The sequence below is a fragment of the Polyangiaceae bacterium genome (assembly GCA_015075635.1).
Taxonomy (GTDB): domain Bacteria; phylum Myxococcota_A; class Polyangia; order Polyangiales; family Polyangiaceae; genus JADJKB01.
The window spans coordinates 2,734,778-2,749,703 of record JABTUA010000001.1 but is presented as its reverse complement, the minus strand read 5'-3'; the positions used below and the strand labels follow the sequence as shown (position 1 = coordinate 2,749,703).

Below are 14,926 nucleotides of genomic sequence, written 5' to 3'. Positions count from 1 at the left end.
CATGCGAAAACACCAGCGTCCCGCGCCTCGTCCCGCAGAGACCGACCTCCTGGCGCGTGCGCGCCGCCACCGGCGCCGCGGTGAGCACCGGCGCGCGATGCTGGTGATGCGCGAGGCCTGCTACCGAGTCCTCGACGATGCGCGGCTCTGGACGCTCTACGCGGTCGCCTGCGTGCGGGCCGGCCGGCGCGACGAGGCGGTGAGCGCGCTCAAGCAGGCGGTGTGGCTCCGCGAGCGCGACCGCCACGTCGACAAGGCGCGCGTCACGCTGGCGCTCCTCGCAGGGCTCTTGGCCGGCGACGACGCCTTCAGGGTCGCGGCTGCCTAGCCGTCAGGCGCTCTGTGCGAGGTCCGCGCGTTCGCTCCAGACCAGGCCGCTGGTCTCGAAGGAGCGGAGCGTGTTGCGGCCGCACATGGGGCAGGCCCAGCCCAGCTGGAAGCGCTCAGAAGCCGGGTGGATGCTGTGGGCCGGGGCGATCCGGGTCTTGCCGCGGCCGAGATCCGTGGCCCAGCCCCGGTGGACGTGCTTGTTCTCGTCGAGCTCCGCGGACAAGCGTGCCTGGCATTCACAAGCGGAATGAACGGTAGCGAGCTTCACGCCGCGAAGAAGTAATTGGCGCGGGCGGGTGGGTCAAGGGCGGTCCGGGCTTTGCGGGCGGCGGGGCAGGCGCTATGCTCGGGGCACTTCGCGGGAATAGCTCAGCTGGTAGAGCACAAGCTTCCCAAGCTTGGGGTCGCGGGTTCGAATCCCGTTTCCCGCTCGAAGAAAATCCGAGGTCGAAGGGTGGTGCTGGAACCGACGCGCTTTCAGCTTGGGCTCGTCGTGGTGCTGACGGCCTCGTTCTGGGTTGGCGCATGCTCGGATGATGGGAGCAGCGGCGGCAGCTCGGGCAGCGGCGGCAGCTCGGGCAGCGGCGGCAGCTCGGGCAGCGGCGGCAGCTCGGGCAGCGGCGGCAGCTCGGGCAGCGGCGGCAGCTCGGGAGGCAGCTCAGGCAGCGGCGGCAGCTCAGGAGGCAGCTCAGGCAGCGGCGGCGTCTCAGGCAGCGGCGGCAGCGCGGGCGGCGGTGGGAGCGGCGGCAGCGCGGGCGGCGGTGGGAGCGGCGGCAGCGCGGGCGGCGAGCCGGATGCGGGCGACGCGTCCGACGGTCAGCCTGGCGATGCGTCCGACGCGGCGCCCGATACCAGCGCGGATGCGCCCGATGCGCCGAGCGATGCGCCGCCGCAGGACGCGGACGCGGCAGAAGCTCCCGCGGACTCCAGCGACGCTGCGCCCCTCTGCAGCCCGGGCGCGAAGCAGTGCAACGGCGACACCCTCGAGACCTGCAACCCGAGCGGGAGCGCGTGGGAGGTCACACAGAGCTGCGGGCTGGGCAAGTGCAGCTCGGCGCTCCTCTCGTGCGTCGCGTGCACCTCCGCCGCAGACTGCGCCGCGCCGTCGAATCCTTGCTTCGCGGCGAGCTGTACGGCGCAGGGCAGCTGCGGCACCACGGCTCTGCCGGCCGGGACCGCCTGCGGGACCGGCGGCGTGTGCAACGGCGCCGGCAGCTGCGGGGTCTGCGTCCCGGGCGCGGCGAAATGCAGCGGAACGACCCGAGAGGTGTGCGGGGCGGACGGGCAATGGTTCCTCGCGACGGTGTGCTCCTACGTCTGTCTGAACGGGGCGTGCAGCGGGGTCTGCGTCCCCGGCGCGAAGCGCTGCAGCGCCAATCAACCGGAGTCGTGTGACGCCAGCGGGCAGTGGAAGCCCGCGGCGAGCTGCAGCGGCTCGACGCCGAGCTGCCACGACGGACTGTGCGAGCCGGCCACGCCAGCGAGTTGTGCTGCGCTCCCCGGACAGTGCGGTCCGAACAAGTCCGGCTACTGTTGCGCATCGAACGCGATCGGCGGCGGCAGCTTCCTCAGGGGGTACGACGCCGTCAGCTACACGGACTCGGGGTACCCGGCCACGGTCTCCGACTTCCGTCTCGACGCCTACGAGGTCACGGTCGCGCGCTTCCGCGCCTTCGTGAAGGCAGGCAAGGGCACTCAGGCGAGCCCTCCGGCGGCGGGCGCGGGTCAGCACCCGAACATCGCCGGCAGTGGTTGGCAGGCCAGCTGGAACAGCAAGCTCGCCGCGAGCACTGCCGCCCTGGAGACGGCGCTCGCCTGCAACCCGAGCTACGCGACCTATGGCGATCAACCCGGACCGGACGATGCGCGGCCCGTGAACTGCGTCACCTGGTACGACGCCTTCGCGTTTTGCGCTTGGGACGGCGCGCGCCTCCCGACCGAAGCGGAGTGGAACTTCGCTTCGGCGGGCGGCACGGAGCAGCGCGTGTTCCCTTGGTCGTCTCCGCCCACCGCCACGACCGTCGACGCGACCTACGCGAGCTACTACCTCGACGGGGTGAGCCAGTGCTTCGGCGACGGCGTCGCGGGCTGCTCGCGGGAAGACCTCCTGCCCGTGGGCTCGCTCTCGAAGGGAGCCGGTCGCTATGGAAGCATGGAGCTCTCGGGCAACGTGTGGGAGTGGGTCCTCGACACGTATTCGAACCCGTACCCGCTGCCCTGCGTGAACTGCTACGCCACGGCCGGCTCCGGCCGCACCATGCGCGGCGGCTCGTTCTTCGGTAATCCCGCGACGATACTGAGCTCGGCGAGGAGTTTTGCGACACCGGAGTCCCGGCTCTTCAGCGTCGGAGTCCGCTGCGCAAGGTAGGCCGACCAGGGTTGACATCCCGACCGGATGCGGGAAACGATGTTCGTTTCGAGGAGTCGGGTCATGAACGCCAAACGGATCGCGTCGCGTTGGGTATCGGTGTTTGCGCTGAGCGCTGCGGTCGTGCCGGGCTGCGCTGGGGAGGAGCCGGCGGCACCCGTCGAGCCCACGACCGCCGTCGCGAGCACGTCGCTCGTCACTGGCAAGTGCCAGATGATGACATACCAGAACGCCTGCGACCCCGACGACAACGGTCCGCTGACCGAGTGCCAGGGCGTCTGCGACATCGATTCCGACGGGAAGATGCAGTGTTTTCCCATCAGCCAGCTGGGCCTGCCCAACATCAACGGCAGGCTCTGCGGCGACGACACCTTTTGTACCTCGAGCTGCTCCGGGACGCAGTGCGTGAGCGGGGCCGCCCCCGACGGCACCGCCTGCCGCCCGAGCAACGTGCACGACAAGTGCGCGGGCCAGTGCATCAGCGGGACCTGCCAGCAGATCCCGCCGGGGCAGCGCTGCGACTACGGGCGCCAGGGTCAGAACTGCACCTTCCAGACCTGCGACTCGATCCTGGCGACCAAGTGCGAGGACTCGAACCTGCAGCAAGGTGTGAAGTGCGGGACGGGGACGTGTAGCGGAGCGGGGACCTGCGGTCCGGCACCGGACGGCGGTACGGGCGGCAGCGGCGGCACCGGTGGTACGGGCGGCGCTGCTGGCAGCGGTGGCGCTGGCACCGGCGGCACGGGCACCGGCGGCACGGGCACCGGCGGCACGGGCACCGGCGGCACGGGCACCGGCGGCACGGGCACTGGCGGCACGGGCACTGGCGGCACAGGCACTGGTGGCACAGGCACTGGCGGCGTCGCGGGCAGCGGTGGAACCGGCACCGGCGGCTCCGGCGGTGTCGCAGGCGGCGGCGCGGGTGGTGTCGCAGGCAGCGGCGGCACGGGTGGCCTCGCCGGCAGCGGTGGCACGGGTGGCCTCGCGGGCGGTGGTGGCGCGGGCGGCAGCGGCACGGGCGGCTCAGCGGGCATCAGCGGCACCGGCGGCAGCGGCACGGGCGGCGCGGCCGGCAGCAGCGGCTCCGGTGGCACCGGCCTGGACGGCGTCGTCGAGGGCGGCGGCTGCGACTGCAGCGTCCCGGCTCGCAAGGGACCGCCGGGCGCGCTGCTCTCGGCGCTCTTGGGTCTCACCCTGATCGTCGGCCGGCGTCGCTCGAGACGCTGAGCGCTTCTCCTTTGGCTCCTCTCCTCGACTCCTCTTCCCGGTGGGTGCTCCAATGTTCCAACGCTTCGTGCGCTCTTGTGTGTTCGCGACCGTGACCTTCGCTGCGGCGGTGGCCGCCGCCCAACCCAAGGCGGATGGGTTCGCCTTGAATCGCTACGAGCCGTCGGACCGCGGCAGCGACTGGTTCGCCAACGAGTCCCTCGATCTGCGCGGACACCTGCGCGGGGCTGCGGGCCTGGTGATCGACTACGGCTACAAGCCGCTGGTCATCTACGATCTCGACGGCGACGAGCGCTCCGCCATCGTGGAGCACCAGCTCCATGGCCACGTGGGCGGCGCCATCGTGCTCAGCGACATGTTCCGCATTGGCCTGAACCTGCCTGTCGCGATTTGGCAGGCCGGCGACGGGGGGCGTACCGCGACGCAGACCTTCGAGTCCGAGAACGCCACCACCATCGGCGATCTGCGTCTGGGTGGGAACGTGCGCCTGTTCGGCAACTACGGCGACGCCGTCACTCTGGCGGGCGGGCTGTGGCTCTACGCGCCCACGGGATCACAGGACTCGTTCACCGGTGACGGCAGCGTGCGCGCTCACCCGATGATTCTGGCAGCGGGCGACGTCGACATGTTCACCTACTCCGCGCGTTTGGGCGTGAACGTGCGCGGCAACAGCGACGACTTCGCGGGCAGCCCAATGGGGACGGAGGTGGCCTTCGCCGCTGCCGCCGGCCTGCGGCTGGCGGAGAAGAAGCTGACGGTCGGCCCGGAGATCTTCGGCTCGACCGTGATCACCGACTCGGATGCGTTCTTCAAGCGGCGGACCTCGCCCTTCGAGCTGGTGTTCGGCGGCCACTACCAGGCGGCCAAGCAGGTCAAGGTCGGGGCCGGCGTCGGCCCGGGGATGACCCGCGCCTTCGGCACTCCGCAGCTGCGCGTCCTCGCCAGCGTGGAGTGGACCGAGCCCCTGCCGGAGAAGGCTGCGCCGGCTGCGCCGTCGGATCGCGACAAGGACACGATCCTCGACCCGGAGGACGCTTGCCCCGATGTACCCGGCGTGCGCACCGACGATCCGAAGACCAACGGCTGTCCGCCGCCTTCCGATCGCGACGGCGACGGGATCCTCGACGCCGACGACGCCTGCCCGGACGAGCCCGGGGTGAAGACCGACGATCCGAAGACCAACGGCTGTCCGCCGCCAGCCGATCGCGACAAGGACACCATCATCGATCCGGAAGATGCGTGCCCGGACGAGCCGGGCGTCAGGACGGACGATCCGAAGACCAACGGCTGCCCGGCACCGAAGGACACGGACGGCGACGGCATCCTCGATCCGGTCGACGCTTGCCCGGAGGTCCCGGGCCCGGCCAACGAGGATCCGAAGAAGCACGGCTGCCCGGTCGCGCGGGTCGAGAAGGGGCAAATCCGCATCCTCGAGCAGGTGCAGTTCGCCTACAACAGCGACCGTATCCTGAAGGCGAGCGACTACATTCTCGAGGCGGTACAGAAGGTCCTCAGCGACAACCCGCAGATCAGGCTGATCGAAGTCCAGGGGCACACCGACAACAAGGGCGGCGACCAATACAACTTGAACCTGTCGAAGCGCCGCGCGGCGTCGGTGATGAAGTGGCTGACCGCCAAGGGCATCGACAAGAAGCGGATGAAGTCGCAGGGCTTCGGCAAGAAGAACCCCATCGACACCAATGACACCGAGGACGGGCGCGCCAACAATCGTCGCGTGGAGTTCCACATCCTCGAGCAGGACGCGCCGGCCGCCGAGAAGTGAGCCGGCTCAGCCCCGAGCGCGGCGGCGGGCGACGGCCCAGACGAGCGCGACGCCCAACCAGAGCGGCGCGCTCGCGTCGCCCGGGCGGGGCTTCAGGCGGCACGCACAGCCACCGCTGACGTCGTCTTCGTCACCGCTGGCGGGATTGCCCGGGCCGCCTCCGGCGCTTGGCGCTCCTCCGCTCGTGGCCGCCCCAGCTCCGCCCGCGAACCCTCCGAGCGCGCCTGCCCCGGCTGACCCCGCGCTGCCGGCGGCGCCGCCGACGGTTGGGCCTCCGCCTCCGCTCGGCGCGCCGCCGCCTCCGCCGCCAGCGGGCGCGCCACCGCTGCCACTGCCGCCTGCGCCGCCGGTCCCCGTCGAGAAGCAGCTCGAGGTGTGGACGCTGCGCTTGTTGCCGCAGTCGGTCGGCGATGCGCAGCTCGGCTCCGGCAGATCCGGCGGCGAGCCGGTGCCGCCGACGTCCGCCGGGTTCGGGTAGGCGAGCTCGACGCTGGGCCAATAGGCTGGGTTGCCGCTCGGATACTCGACGCGACCGAAGACCTTCTCCTGGTACGGCGCGGCGCCGCCCACCGCGGGGTTGTAGACGCCGCGGCTCGAGCTGTAGGTGGGATTGCTCGGGTTGTTCGAATAGGCCAGGCCGTTGTACGCCCAGACCGCGGTGTACCAGTTCTCGACGATGCTGGGCTGGTTGTCGCCGACGCACTTGGTCGCGCGCCACTTGCTCGCCAGGATCGAGGCCCCGGTCGCCATGTTGTACGTGGGCTCCGCCGCGACGCGCTTCTGGTCGAACGCCGGCGTCTCGCCCTTGTGCATGCCGCTCGTGACCTGCCCCACGCCGTAGCCGCAGTCGAAGGAGATGATGGTGCGGGACGGTCCGCCCACCTGATCGGCGGGCATGTCGGGCACGCAGAACTGGGTCCAGCCGCTCTCCGCCATGGCGATGGCCTTGAGCAGCTCGCAGGGGAAGCGCGCGGGGACGTCGTGCATGGCCTCGGGCTTGCCGCAGCCCTGGCCGATGTCGGCCACAGCGGGGCCTTGGTTGCCCCAGGCGGGCGGTCCCTTCGCGACGACGTCGAAGATGGCCTGCCACTGGGTCGGCGTCGGGTTGGTGCCGTTGACCGCCTCGACTCCGCAGTTGTAGGTGTTGTTCGAGCTCGAGAGCGTGTAGCTCGGGCAATACGCGCCGGCCGCGCTGGAGCAGAGCAGAGCGGCGAGGCCGAGCCCGAGAGGGGCGCGCTTCATGGCAAGAACCCCGCGATCTCGAGGCGCGCTCCAGCGGGAGCCGCCACGCGCGTGACGCGCCCGCCGTCCGCGCTGCTGACGAAGGCCTCGGCGAAGCTCGATGGGACGCGGTGGAGCAGCGCGACGTGGAGCCCGTCCGGGCTCACGCTGCGCACCTCGTCGAAGCCGGGACCGAGCGCACGGCTCGGGCCGGCGCCGCCGAGCACCACTGCTCCGCGCCCATCGTTGACCAGCACGCCGCCGCTGGGCCAGACGCTTGGGGTGATCCACATGCCGCCGGCGCGCGCGAGCTCCTGACGCGCGCCGGAGTCGAGGCTCAGCCGCTCGACCAGCCAGCCCGAGCCGTCGTGGTTCGTGTAGACGAGCGAGCGGGCGCTCCGGTCCACGGAGAAGTCGCGAGCCAACGCCGGGATCGGGCTCAGCAGCACCCGGACCGCGCCGCTCTCGACGTCCACCGCGACCAGGTCCGCCGCCTCGGGCGCCACTCGGTAGAGCAGGACCTCGCCGTCGAAGAGACCCGCGAGGTGGGTGATGTAGCCCTGGAAGGTGTGGATCTGGCGCAGCGCGCCGGTCTCCGGATCGAGCTCGTCGACGCTCAGCGAGTCGACGCGCTGTGCGCTCGGCAGCTCCGGACCGGGGGCTCCGCGCTGCACCAACACTCGCCCGGTCGGCAGCAGCAACGGACGGCTGGCGTGGTAGCAGCCCTTCGCGAGCACCTTGGGCTCGCGGCCGGGCTCGACGGTCAGCAGCCAGGCGCCGAAGGACGGGTCGCGACGGCGCTCCATGTCCGCCACGACCACCACGCGCTCGGTCCCCGGCACGAGCGCGCCGCGCACTTCGCCGTCCGGCGCATGGGCGAAGCGGACGGCGGCGGGCGCGGCGCCCGGCGCTCCGGGCAGCGCGAAATGGAGCGAGGTCTCGCTCGAGCCGGGCCGCGTCGAGAGCAGCGCCAGACGCGGCGGCGCCGGCTCGCTCGGCGAGAGCGCCTGCGCCCGCGTCGGCGCGCGCCCCGCGGTCGGGCTCTCGGCTTCGCAGGCGACGAGCGCGCAGACGAGGGACAGGCCGAGCGAAGCGAGCCGCACGATGGTTCGAAGATAGCACCCGCATCCCAGGCGAAGAAGCGGCTTTTCAGGAACGCCGCCCGTCACGCTAAGATGAGGCCTTCCGCCCGATGGCCTACCTCGCGGTCCTCGCCAAGCTCGACGCCGAGAGGAAGCGCACGCTCGGCGCGGTCGCGACGGTCACCCGGCTCGAGCTGGCTCCCTTCGAGAAGGTCGAGGCGGCGCTAACTTGGCTCGACGCGCACGAGCCCAAGGTGGTCGTGTTCGACGCCGGTGTGGTGCAAGCGGAGAAGCTCTGCCGCAAGGTGCGCTCGAAGAAGAACCTCGCGAGCGTTCCGATCATCGCGTTGGTACCCGAGCCCACGGACGCCTTGGTGGAGCGCCTGTACGCCCAGGGCGCGGACGACGTGGTCCCGAGCGCTCTCGGCGCCTCCCTGATCGCGCGGCTCAAGGCGCTGCCGGAGCGCGAGACGCTGTCGGCGGCGACGCACGGCATGGCCGTGGTGGCCGACAAGGATCACGCGCGCTGCGACATCATCGGTCGCGTGCTGATGAACGCCGGCTACGACGTCAAGTTCGCCCTCGACGACGTGGCGCTCCGCTATTACACGCAGCAGAACAAGCCGCGGGTCGTCGTGCTGAGCGCCGAGCTCGGGGAGCCCCGCCGATTCGTCGACGAGGCGCAGAGGAAGGCGCTGGACGCCGCCTGGGTGGTGATGGCGCCGCGGCGCGAGATCGTGAAGCACGCCGAGGCGCTCGAAGGCATCGAGCGGCTGACGGTGGTGGTCAACACCACGGCCCCCGAGAACGTGCTCTTCGCCTCGAACGAGCTGATGCGGCAGGGAGGACCGCCGAGCCGCGCCGACGAGCGCGTGCTCTACGGCACGATGGTCTGGTACAAGCCGGCGGGCGGGGACGCCGAGGACGTCGGCTTCACCTACAACATCAGCCTGGGCGGGCTCTACGTGCGCACGCTGTCGCCGCCCGACGAAGCGGAGGTCTGGCTCGAGCTGCGTCCGCCCCGCGGCAAGCGCCGCGTTCGCCTCGAGGGCAAGGTCGCGTGGCGGCGCTCGTACGATCCTGCGTCGGGCGCGCCCGTGCCGCCGGGCTTCGGCGTGTCGCTCACAGACGGGCTCGGTCCGAGCCTCGCGCTGTGGAAGGAGCAGGTGGACGCCTTCGTGCGCTCGACGCGACGCGGCCCCGCAGCCGTGGCGCGCTTGCTGGAGGACGCGCTGAGCGACCCACGCGCGAGCCGTCCGGAGCTCGATCGACCGAGCGAGTCCCACATCGCTGCGGTCCCGGTCTCGTTGCCTCCTTCGGCGATGGAGCTGCTTCCCGCGGCCGCGCCTCCGCTACCACCCGCGCGGGTCATCGACGAGGAGCCGCCGAGCCTGGGCCTGGAGACGCGCCGCGCGCCCTCCGTGCCGGAGCTGCCCAGGGTCGAGGTTCCGGTCGCGCCGAAGCCGCCGGCGCTGCCTGCGCCAGAGGCCGTCGCGGCGGAGCCGCTCCCCGTGCCGGAGCCGACTGCGCCTGCGCCCGCCGCAGCCCGCCCGCGACGACGCTCGCCGCTGCTCGGGCTCGGCCTGGGCGTGCTGCTCCTGGCGGGCGGCGCCACCGCCGCCATCGTGCTCGAGCTCGGCCCGTTCGCTCGGGCGAAGCCCGCGGGCTTCACCGTCCCCGCCCCGGCGGCATCAGTCACGCCGCCACCGGCGTCCGCGCCGCCACCGGCGTCCGCGCCGCCACCGGCGTCCGCGCCGCCGACCGTGTCCGCGCCGCTCCCCGAGGCTCCGAGCGCCGCCCCAGTCGCGAGCGCGCTGCCGCCCGTCGAGGGCACTGGCACAGGCGACGGCTCCGAGCTGAGCTGGGACGAGGGCTACCTCACGGTGCGCTCGCCGGCGGCCGTGGACGTGTACGCGACCGGCTTCAAGCTGGGCCCCACCAACCGCAAGAACAAGTCGAAGTGCGGGCTGCGCTTCGTGCGGCTCGGCGAGAAGGATCCCCCGCGCTGGCTCTCGAAGGGGCGCACCGTGGACGTGAAGTGCAAGAGCGTGACGGAGCTCGAGCTCACCCCCGAGTGAGCGCCGCGATGGTCCGCGCCATGTCCTCGGGGATCGGCGCCTCGAAGCGCACCTGCTCTTCGCTCCGCGGGTGCACGAAGCCGAGCTCACGAGCGTGCAGCATGAGGCGGGGTGCCTCGAGCACCGCGCCGGAGAGGCCGCGGCTGTAGACCCGCTCGCCCACCAGCGGGTGTCCGGCTTCGGCGAGGTGGATGCGGATCTGGTGCGTCCTGCCGGTCTCGAGCCGGCACTCGACCAACGTCGCGTTTCCGAAGCGCTCCAGCACAGAGACGTGCGTCACCGCCGGCTGCCCGAGCCTGGGGTTGTTTGTCGAGCCGCGCAGGCCGTCGCCGCGATCCTCGACCAGGCGCGAGCGGAAGCTCTGCCCCTCGAGCTGGCCGTGGACCAGCGCCACGTAGCGCCGAAACACGCTGTGGAACCTGAGCTGCTGCTTGAGGTGACGCTTCGCGGGCAGCGTGCGCGCGAACATGACCAGGCCGCTCGTCTCCTTGTCGAGCCGATGCACCACGCCGAGCGGTGGCAGCGCGCGCTGCTCCCTCCGGGAGAGCTCGGCTCGAACCAGGTCCACTAGCGTGTCGCGCTCGCCAGCGTCGAACGGCACGCTGCTGACGAGGGGCGGTTTGTCCACCACGACGACGTCCCGATCGGCGTGCACGATGCGGAACGCGCAGCGCGGCGCGGCCGCCGTCGCGCGGGCGGCGACGCGGAGCTCGACGACCTGCCCCGCGCGAACCCGCGCCGTCGGGTCGGTGACGCGCTGACCGTCCAGGCTGACCTTGCCGGTCTCGACGGCGCGCCGCACCCGGGACCAAGCGGCTCCGGGCAGCGCGTCGCGCACCACGCGGTCCAGACACGCGCCGTCGGAGCCTTCCGGGACCGCGAACGTGGCGTTCTGGAGCGGTTCTCGGGGTCTCTCCTTCACGGCTCGTCCGGCAGCGCACCGAACAGGCGGGCGGCGAGCTTCTTCTTGTGGTGGGGTGCGTCGCCGAAGCTCGCGCGGGTGGCCAGCAGGCGCTTGAAGAAGAAATGCACGTCGGCGTCCCAGGTGAAGCCGAAGCCTCCGTGGAGCTGCACTCCCTTCTTGACCGCGTGGGCGAGCACGTCGGAGGCGTGTGACTTGGCCATGCGCGCCGTGACCGCTCCGTCGTCGAGCCGCCCTTCGGCGAGCAGGCTCGCGGCGCCGTATGCCAGGCTGCGCCCCAGCTCGACCCCGATCATCAGGTCGACCAGCGGGTGCTTGACCGCCTGGAAGCTGCCGATGGCCCTGCCGAACTGCTGGCGGTCGCAGGAGTAGCTCCGGGTCATCTCCAGCACCCGATCGGCCGCCCCGAGCATCTCCGCAGAGACCAGCAGCGTGCCGAGCGCGCGGAGCTCTGCGAGCGCCGCGCGGGCGTCCTTCTCCAGGCGGTAGCGGACTGGGAGCTTCGCAGCGTGGAAAGCCAGACGCGCGGTGCGCCGCGTGCTGTCCAGCGCTACCTCCGCCTCCACGACGACCCCGGTCGTGGGCAGCGGCACCGCGTACAAGCCCAGGCCGCCACCGGGCTCCTTGGCGCTCACCACCACCAGGCCTGCTTGGCCGCCCCAGAGCACGTGGGACTTCTCGCCGGAGAGCAAGCACTGGTCGCCTTCGCGCTCGGCGCGCAGCGAAGCAGGCTCTCCATCGAAGCCGCCCCGCGGCTCGTCGAGGCCCAGGCTGCCGATGCGCGCGCCGCTCGCCAGCTCGGGGCAGAGCTCTCTGCGCTGCGCGTCGCTCCCGCCCGCGTCGAGCGCGAGCAGGGCGAGCAGTGTAGCGAAGTAGGGCGATGGCAGGAGCACGCGCCCCATCTCCTCGAGCAGCACGGTGAGGTGCACCGGGCCGAGGGCGTCCTTGCCCAGGCCGAGCCAGCCGAGCTCCGCGAGCTGGCGATACAGGTCGGGATCGTAGCCGACCGGGTCGTCCACCAGACGGCGCACGGCGCGGAGGTCGCTCTTCTCGGCCAGCAAGCGGCGCGCGCTCTGGCGCAAGAGCGCGTGCTCCTCGCCGTAGCTCATGTCGGTCGGCAGCGCCGGCAGGCGCAGGAGATGTTCGCTCGGCGGGGCCAGGGTCGGGTCGATGTCGGTCATGGCGCTCTTCACTTGCTCTTGGGCAGGCCGAGCACGCGCTCGCCGATGATGTTGCGCAGGATCTCGCTGGTCCCGCCGCCGATGGTCATGCCGAAGGAGTTCATGAACGCCCGGGGCCACTCGCCGCGATCCGGCGCGCGCGGGTCGTCCACTCCGAGCATCGCGTCGGGGCCGAGCATCTCACAGGCGAGCTCCGCGAGGCGCTGGTTCCACTCCGACGCCGCCAGCTTGTTCATCAACGGCAAGGCCAGCGGCCGCTCGCTCGTGAGGTCCGAGACGCCGCTGCGGAGGCCCGAAAGACCCATCGCCGAGGCTTCGATCCAGAGCTGGGCGATGCGCTCGCGGAAAACCGGATCGAGGGATACGGGCCGCCCGCTCCGCTGAGTGCGCTGAGCCAGAGCGACCAGCCGCTTGAGCTGCTCGAGCAGGGCCGACGCTCGCTCCCGCGAGCTCGATTCGGCGGCGCCGCGCTCGAACATCAGCGTGGTGAGCGCGATGTTCCAGCCCTGGCCCTCTTCGCCCAAAAGGCAGTCGGAGGGCATCGGAGCGCGCTCGAACAGCACCTGGTTGAAGCCGCCCTCGCGGGTCATCTTCAGGAGCGGTTGCACCGTGACGCCGGGCGCGTCCATCGGGAACAGGAAATACGAGAGCCCCGCGTATTTGTTCACGTCGGGATTCGTGCGTGCGAGCAGGATCATCCACTTGGCGAAGTGCGCCAGCGTGGTCCACACCTTGTGGCCGGTGACCTCCCAACCGGTGGCGGTCTTCACTGCGCGCGTGGTCAAGCTGGCCAGATCGCTGCCGGCGTTCGGCTCGCTGAAGCCCTGGCACCAGATCTCGTCCCCGCGCAGGAGCGGCCGGAGCAGCTTCGACTTCTGCGCCTCGGTCCCGAAGGTCAAGAGGGTCGGCGCGACCCAGGTCAGCGCCAGGAAGTTCACGAAGAACGGCGCCCGCGCGCGGCTGAGCTCCTGCTCGACGATGCTCTTCCTCTCGGGCTGGATGCCTCGCCCGCCGTACTCTTCGGGCACATCGAACCCCAGGTAGCCGGCGTCGTACACCTTCGCCTGCCAGTCACGGTGGTAGGCGAGTTGGTCGGCGTTCTCCACTTCGAGGAACGTCTGCGGCAGCTTGAAACCCGGCACCGCCGGGCGGTTTCTGGCGATCCAGCCCTGCACCTCGGCGCGGAAGCGCCCGAGCTCTTCGGAATCCGTCATCCGGCTGATCTTTACCTGAATTTCGCGCCGCGCCGGGGCTAGGCTGGACGGAGCAGGCTGGCTCGCGCAGATCGCAGTCGGCAAGAGTAGCGGCGAGCCACGAGAACGACCCGCGAGGCCGGGAGGAGCCTCCTCGTTGCGTAGGGAGGGTCGCCCCGCCTTCACGGGTCACGCCGGTGGGGCGAGCTCGAAAGGCGCGAGGATCCGACGAGATTTCCGGGGCGCCGCCGGGCACCACCCGAGGCTAAGATGCCCGGCGCGGCGGCACGACCGCGTAGAGCTCGGAGAAACCCACATGATCGAATGGGGCGAACAACACCTGGCCATCCGTGACTCCTTCCGGCGCTTCGTGGAGGCGGAGATCAAGCCGCGTCGCGAGGAGCTCGAGCACGGCGACACGCCACCCTACGAGGTGCTCCGGAAGATGTTCGCGACCTTCGGCCTCCGAGACATGTCGCTGATGCGCTACGAGGCCGAGCTGGCGAAGGCGGAGAAGAAGGGCGCTGCCGACGACGAGCCGCGGGAGGCCAAGCCGAACCCGATGGCCGGCGAGATGGCCGCGATGCAGATGATCCCGATCATCGAGCTGTCGCGCCACAGTCCCGGTATGGTCACGGCGCTCGGCGTCAGCGCGGGCCTGACCGCCGGCACCATCATGAGCCGCGGCACGCTCCGGCAGAAGGAGCGCTGGGCAAAGGACCTCCTGACCCTGGACAAGATCGGCGCCTGGGCCATCACCGAGCCAGGCTCCGGCTCGGACGCTTTCGGGGCGATGAAGGCCAGCGCTCGCCGCGTCGAAGGCGGCTACCTGTTGAACGGCAACAAGACCTTCATCACGAACGGGCCCTGGGCGGACACCATCGTCTTCATCTGCAAGCTCGACGAGGGCAACGATCCGCGGGATCGCAAGGTGCTTTCGTTCGTGCTGGAGAAGGGCATGAAAGGCCTCGAGCAGACCAAACCTTTGCGCAAGATGGGCATGCACTCGTCGCCGACCGGCGAGCTGTTCTTGAGCGACGTGTTCGTCGACAGCGAGCGGCTGCTGGGCGAGACGGAGGAGGTCTCCTACCGCACCGGCGCCAAGGACACCTTCAAGTCCGAGCGCACCGGCGTGGTGGCGATGGCCTTGGGCATCGTGCAGCAGTGCCTGGATCTGTCCGTGGAGTACGCCAAGACGCGCGTGCAGTTCGGGCGCCCGATCGGCGAGTTTCAGCTGATCCAGCTCAAGCTGGCCAAGATGGAGGTCGCGCGCATGAACATCCAGAACCTGGTGTTCCGCATCATCGAGCTGGCGGGCGCGGGCAAGGCGATGACGCTCGCGGAGGCCTCGGCTTGCAAGCTCTACTGCGCAGGGAGCGCGATGGAGGTTGCCCTGGAGGCCGTGCAGCTCTTCGGCGGCAACGGCTACATGTCGGAGTACCAGGTGGAGCAGCTCGCCCGTGACGCCAAGGTCTTGCAGATCTACGGCGGCACGGACGAGATCCAGATCTCACAGATCGCGCGCAGCTTGATGAGCTGAG

Annotated in this window: 11 protein-coding genes, 1 tRNA gene and 1 pseudogene; 7 read left to right on the top strand and 6 right to left on the bottom strand. The window is 71.0% G+C overall.

Features of this window, described 5'->3' with window-relative positions; translation table 11 throughout:
• Window position 1: 1 nt before the first annotated feature.
• Window positions 2–328 (top strand): hypothetical protein, encoded by a 327-nt coding sequence (locus tag HS104_12390; protein MBE7480766.1) that lies wholly within the window; start codon window positions 2–4, stop codon window positions 326–328.
• A gap of 3 nt (window positions 329–331) precedes the next feature.
• Here HS104_12390 and HS104_12385 read toward each other — a convergent pair whose 3' ends face one another.
• On the bottom strand, window positions 332–598 hold the full coding sequence (locus HS104_12385) for a hypothetical protein (GenBank protein ID MBE7480765.1): 267 nt from the start codon (window positions 596–598) through the stop codon (window positions 332–334).
• A 90-nt stretch (window positions 599–688) separates the two neighbouring features.
• Here HS104_12385 and HS104_12380 point away from each other — a divergent pair.
• The 4 genes and pseudogenes from HS104_12380 (at window position 689) to HS104_12365 (ending at window position 5,708) form a co-directional block, all read left to right on the top strand.
• A tRNA-Gly gene (locus HS104_12380) sits at window positions 689–761 on the top strand.
• Between the two features lie 23 nt (window positions 762–784).
• Window positions 785–2,698 (top strand): SUMF1/EgtB/PvdO family nonheme iron enzyme, encoded by a 1,914-nt coding sequence (locus HS104_12375; GenBank protein ID MBE7480764.1) that lies wholly within the window; start codon window positions 785–787, stop codon window positions 2,696–2,698.
• A gap of 666 nt (window positions 2,699–3,364) precedes the next feature.
• A pseudogene (locus tag HS104_12370) lies at window positions 3,365–3,823 on the top strand (hypothetical protein).
• A gap of 154 nt (window positions 3,824–3,977) precedes the next feature.
• Complete coding sequence (locus HS104_12365) at window positions 3,978–5,708, top strand: OmpA family protein (GenBank protein ID MBE7480763.1); 1,731 nt, start codon at window positions 3,978–3,980, stop codon at window positions 5,706–5,708.
• Window positions 5,709–5,714: 6 nt separating this feature from the next.
• Here the strand turns inward: HS104_12365 and HS104_12360 are convergent, their stop codons facing one another.
• Together HS104_12360 and HS104_12355 are read right to left on the bottom strand one after the other, a co-directional pair.
• A complete protein-coding gene (locus HS104_12360) occupies window positions 5,715–6,950 on the bottom strand; it encodes a hypothetical protein (protein ID MBE7480762.1) in 1,236 nt (411 codons plus the stop codon).
• Window positions 6,947–8,032, bottom strand: coding sequence for a hypothetical protein (locus tag HS104_12355; protein MBE7480761.1), 1,086 nt, complete (start codon window positions 8,030–8,032; stop codon window positions 6,947–6,949). Before HS104_12355 ends, HS104_12360 begins: the two co-directional genes overlap by 4 nt.
• A gap of 89 nt (window positions 8,033–8,121) precedes the next feature.
• Here HS104_12355 and HS104_12350 point away from each other — a divergent pair, with 89 nt between their 5' ends.
• Window positions 8,122–10,089, top strand: coding sequence for a hypothetical protein (locus HS104_12350; protein ID MBE7480760.1), 1,968 nt, complete (start codon window positions 8,122–8,124; stop codon window positions 10,087–10,089).
• Here the strand turns inward: HS104_12350 and HS104_12345 are convergent.
• The 3 genes from HS104_12345 to HS104_12335 are packed head-to-tail and all read right to left on the bottom strand — an operon-like array spanning window position 10,076 to window position 13,406.
• Window positions 10,076–11,011, bottom strand: a complete 936-nt coding sequence (locus HS104_12345) for an RluA family pseudouridine synthase (GenBank protein MBE7480759.1) — start codon at window positions 11,009–11,011, stop codon at window positions 10,076–10,078. The two genes, HS104_12350 and HS104_12345, sit on opposite strands and share 14 nt — an antisense overlap.
• Window positions 11,008–12,192 carry an acyl-CoA dehydrogenase gene (locus HS104_12340; GenBank protein ID MBE7480758.1) on the bottom strand — a complete coding sequence of 395 codons (1,185 nt, stop codon included), beginning with the start codon at window positions 12,190–12,192 and terminating at the stop codon, window positions 11,008–11,010. The genes HS104_12345 and HS104_12340 overlap by 4 nt, the downstream gene beginning before the upstream one ends.
• Before the next feature lie 8 nt (window positions 12,193–12,200).
• Window positions 12,201–13,406: an acyl-CoA dehydrogenase family protein gene (locus tag HS104_12335; GenBank protein ID MBE7480757.1), complete on the bottom strand. Its 1,206-nt coding sequence runs from the start codon at window positions 13,404–13,406 to the stop codon at window positions 12,201–12,203.
• Between the two features lie 295 nt (window positions 13,407–13,701).
• On the opposite strand from HS104_12335, the gene HS104_12330 reads away from it, so the two are divergent.
• Window positions 13,702–14,925: an acyl-CoA/acyl-ACP dehydrogenase gene (locus HS104_12330; protein MBE7480756.1), complete on the top strand. Its 1,224-nt coding sequence runs from the start codon at window positions 13,702–13,704 to the stop codon at window positions 14,923–14,925.
• Window position 14,926: the final 1 nt, after the last annotated feature.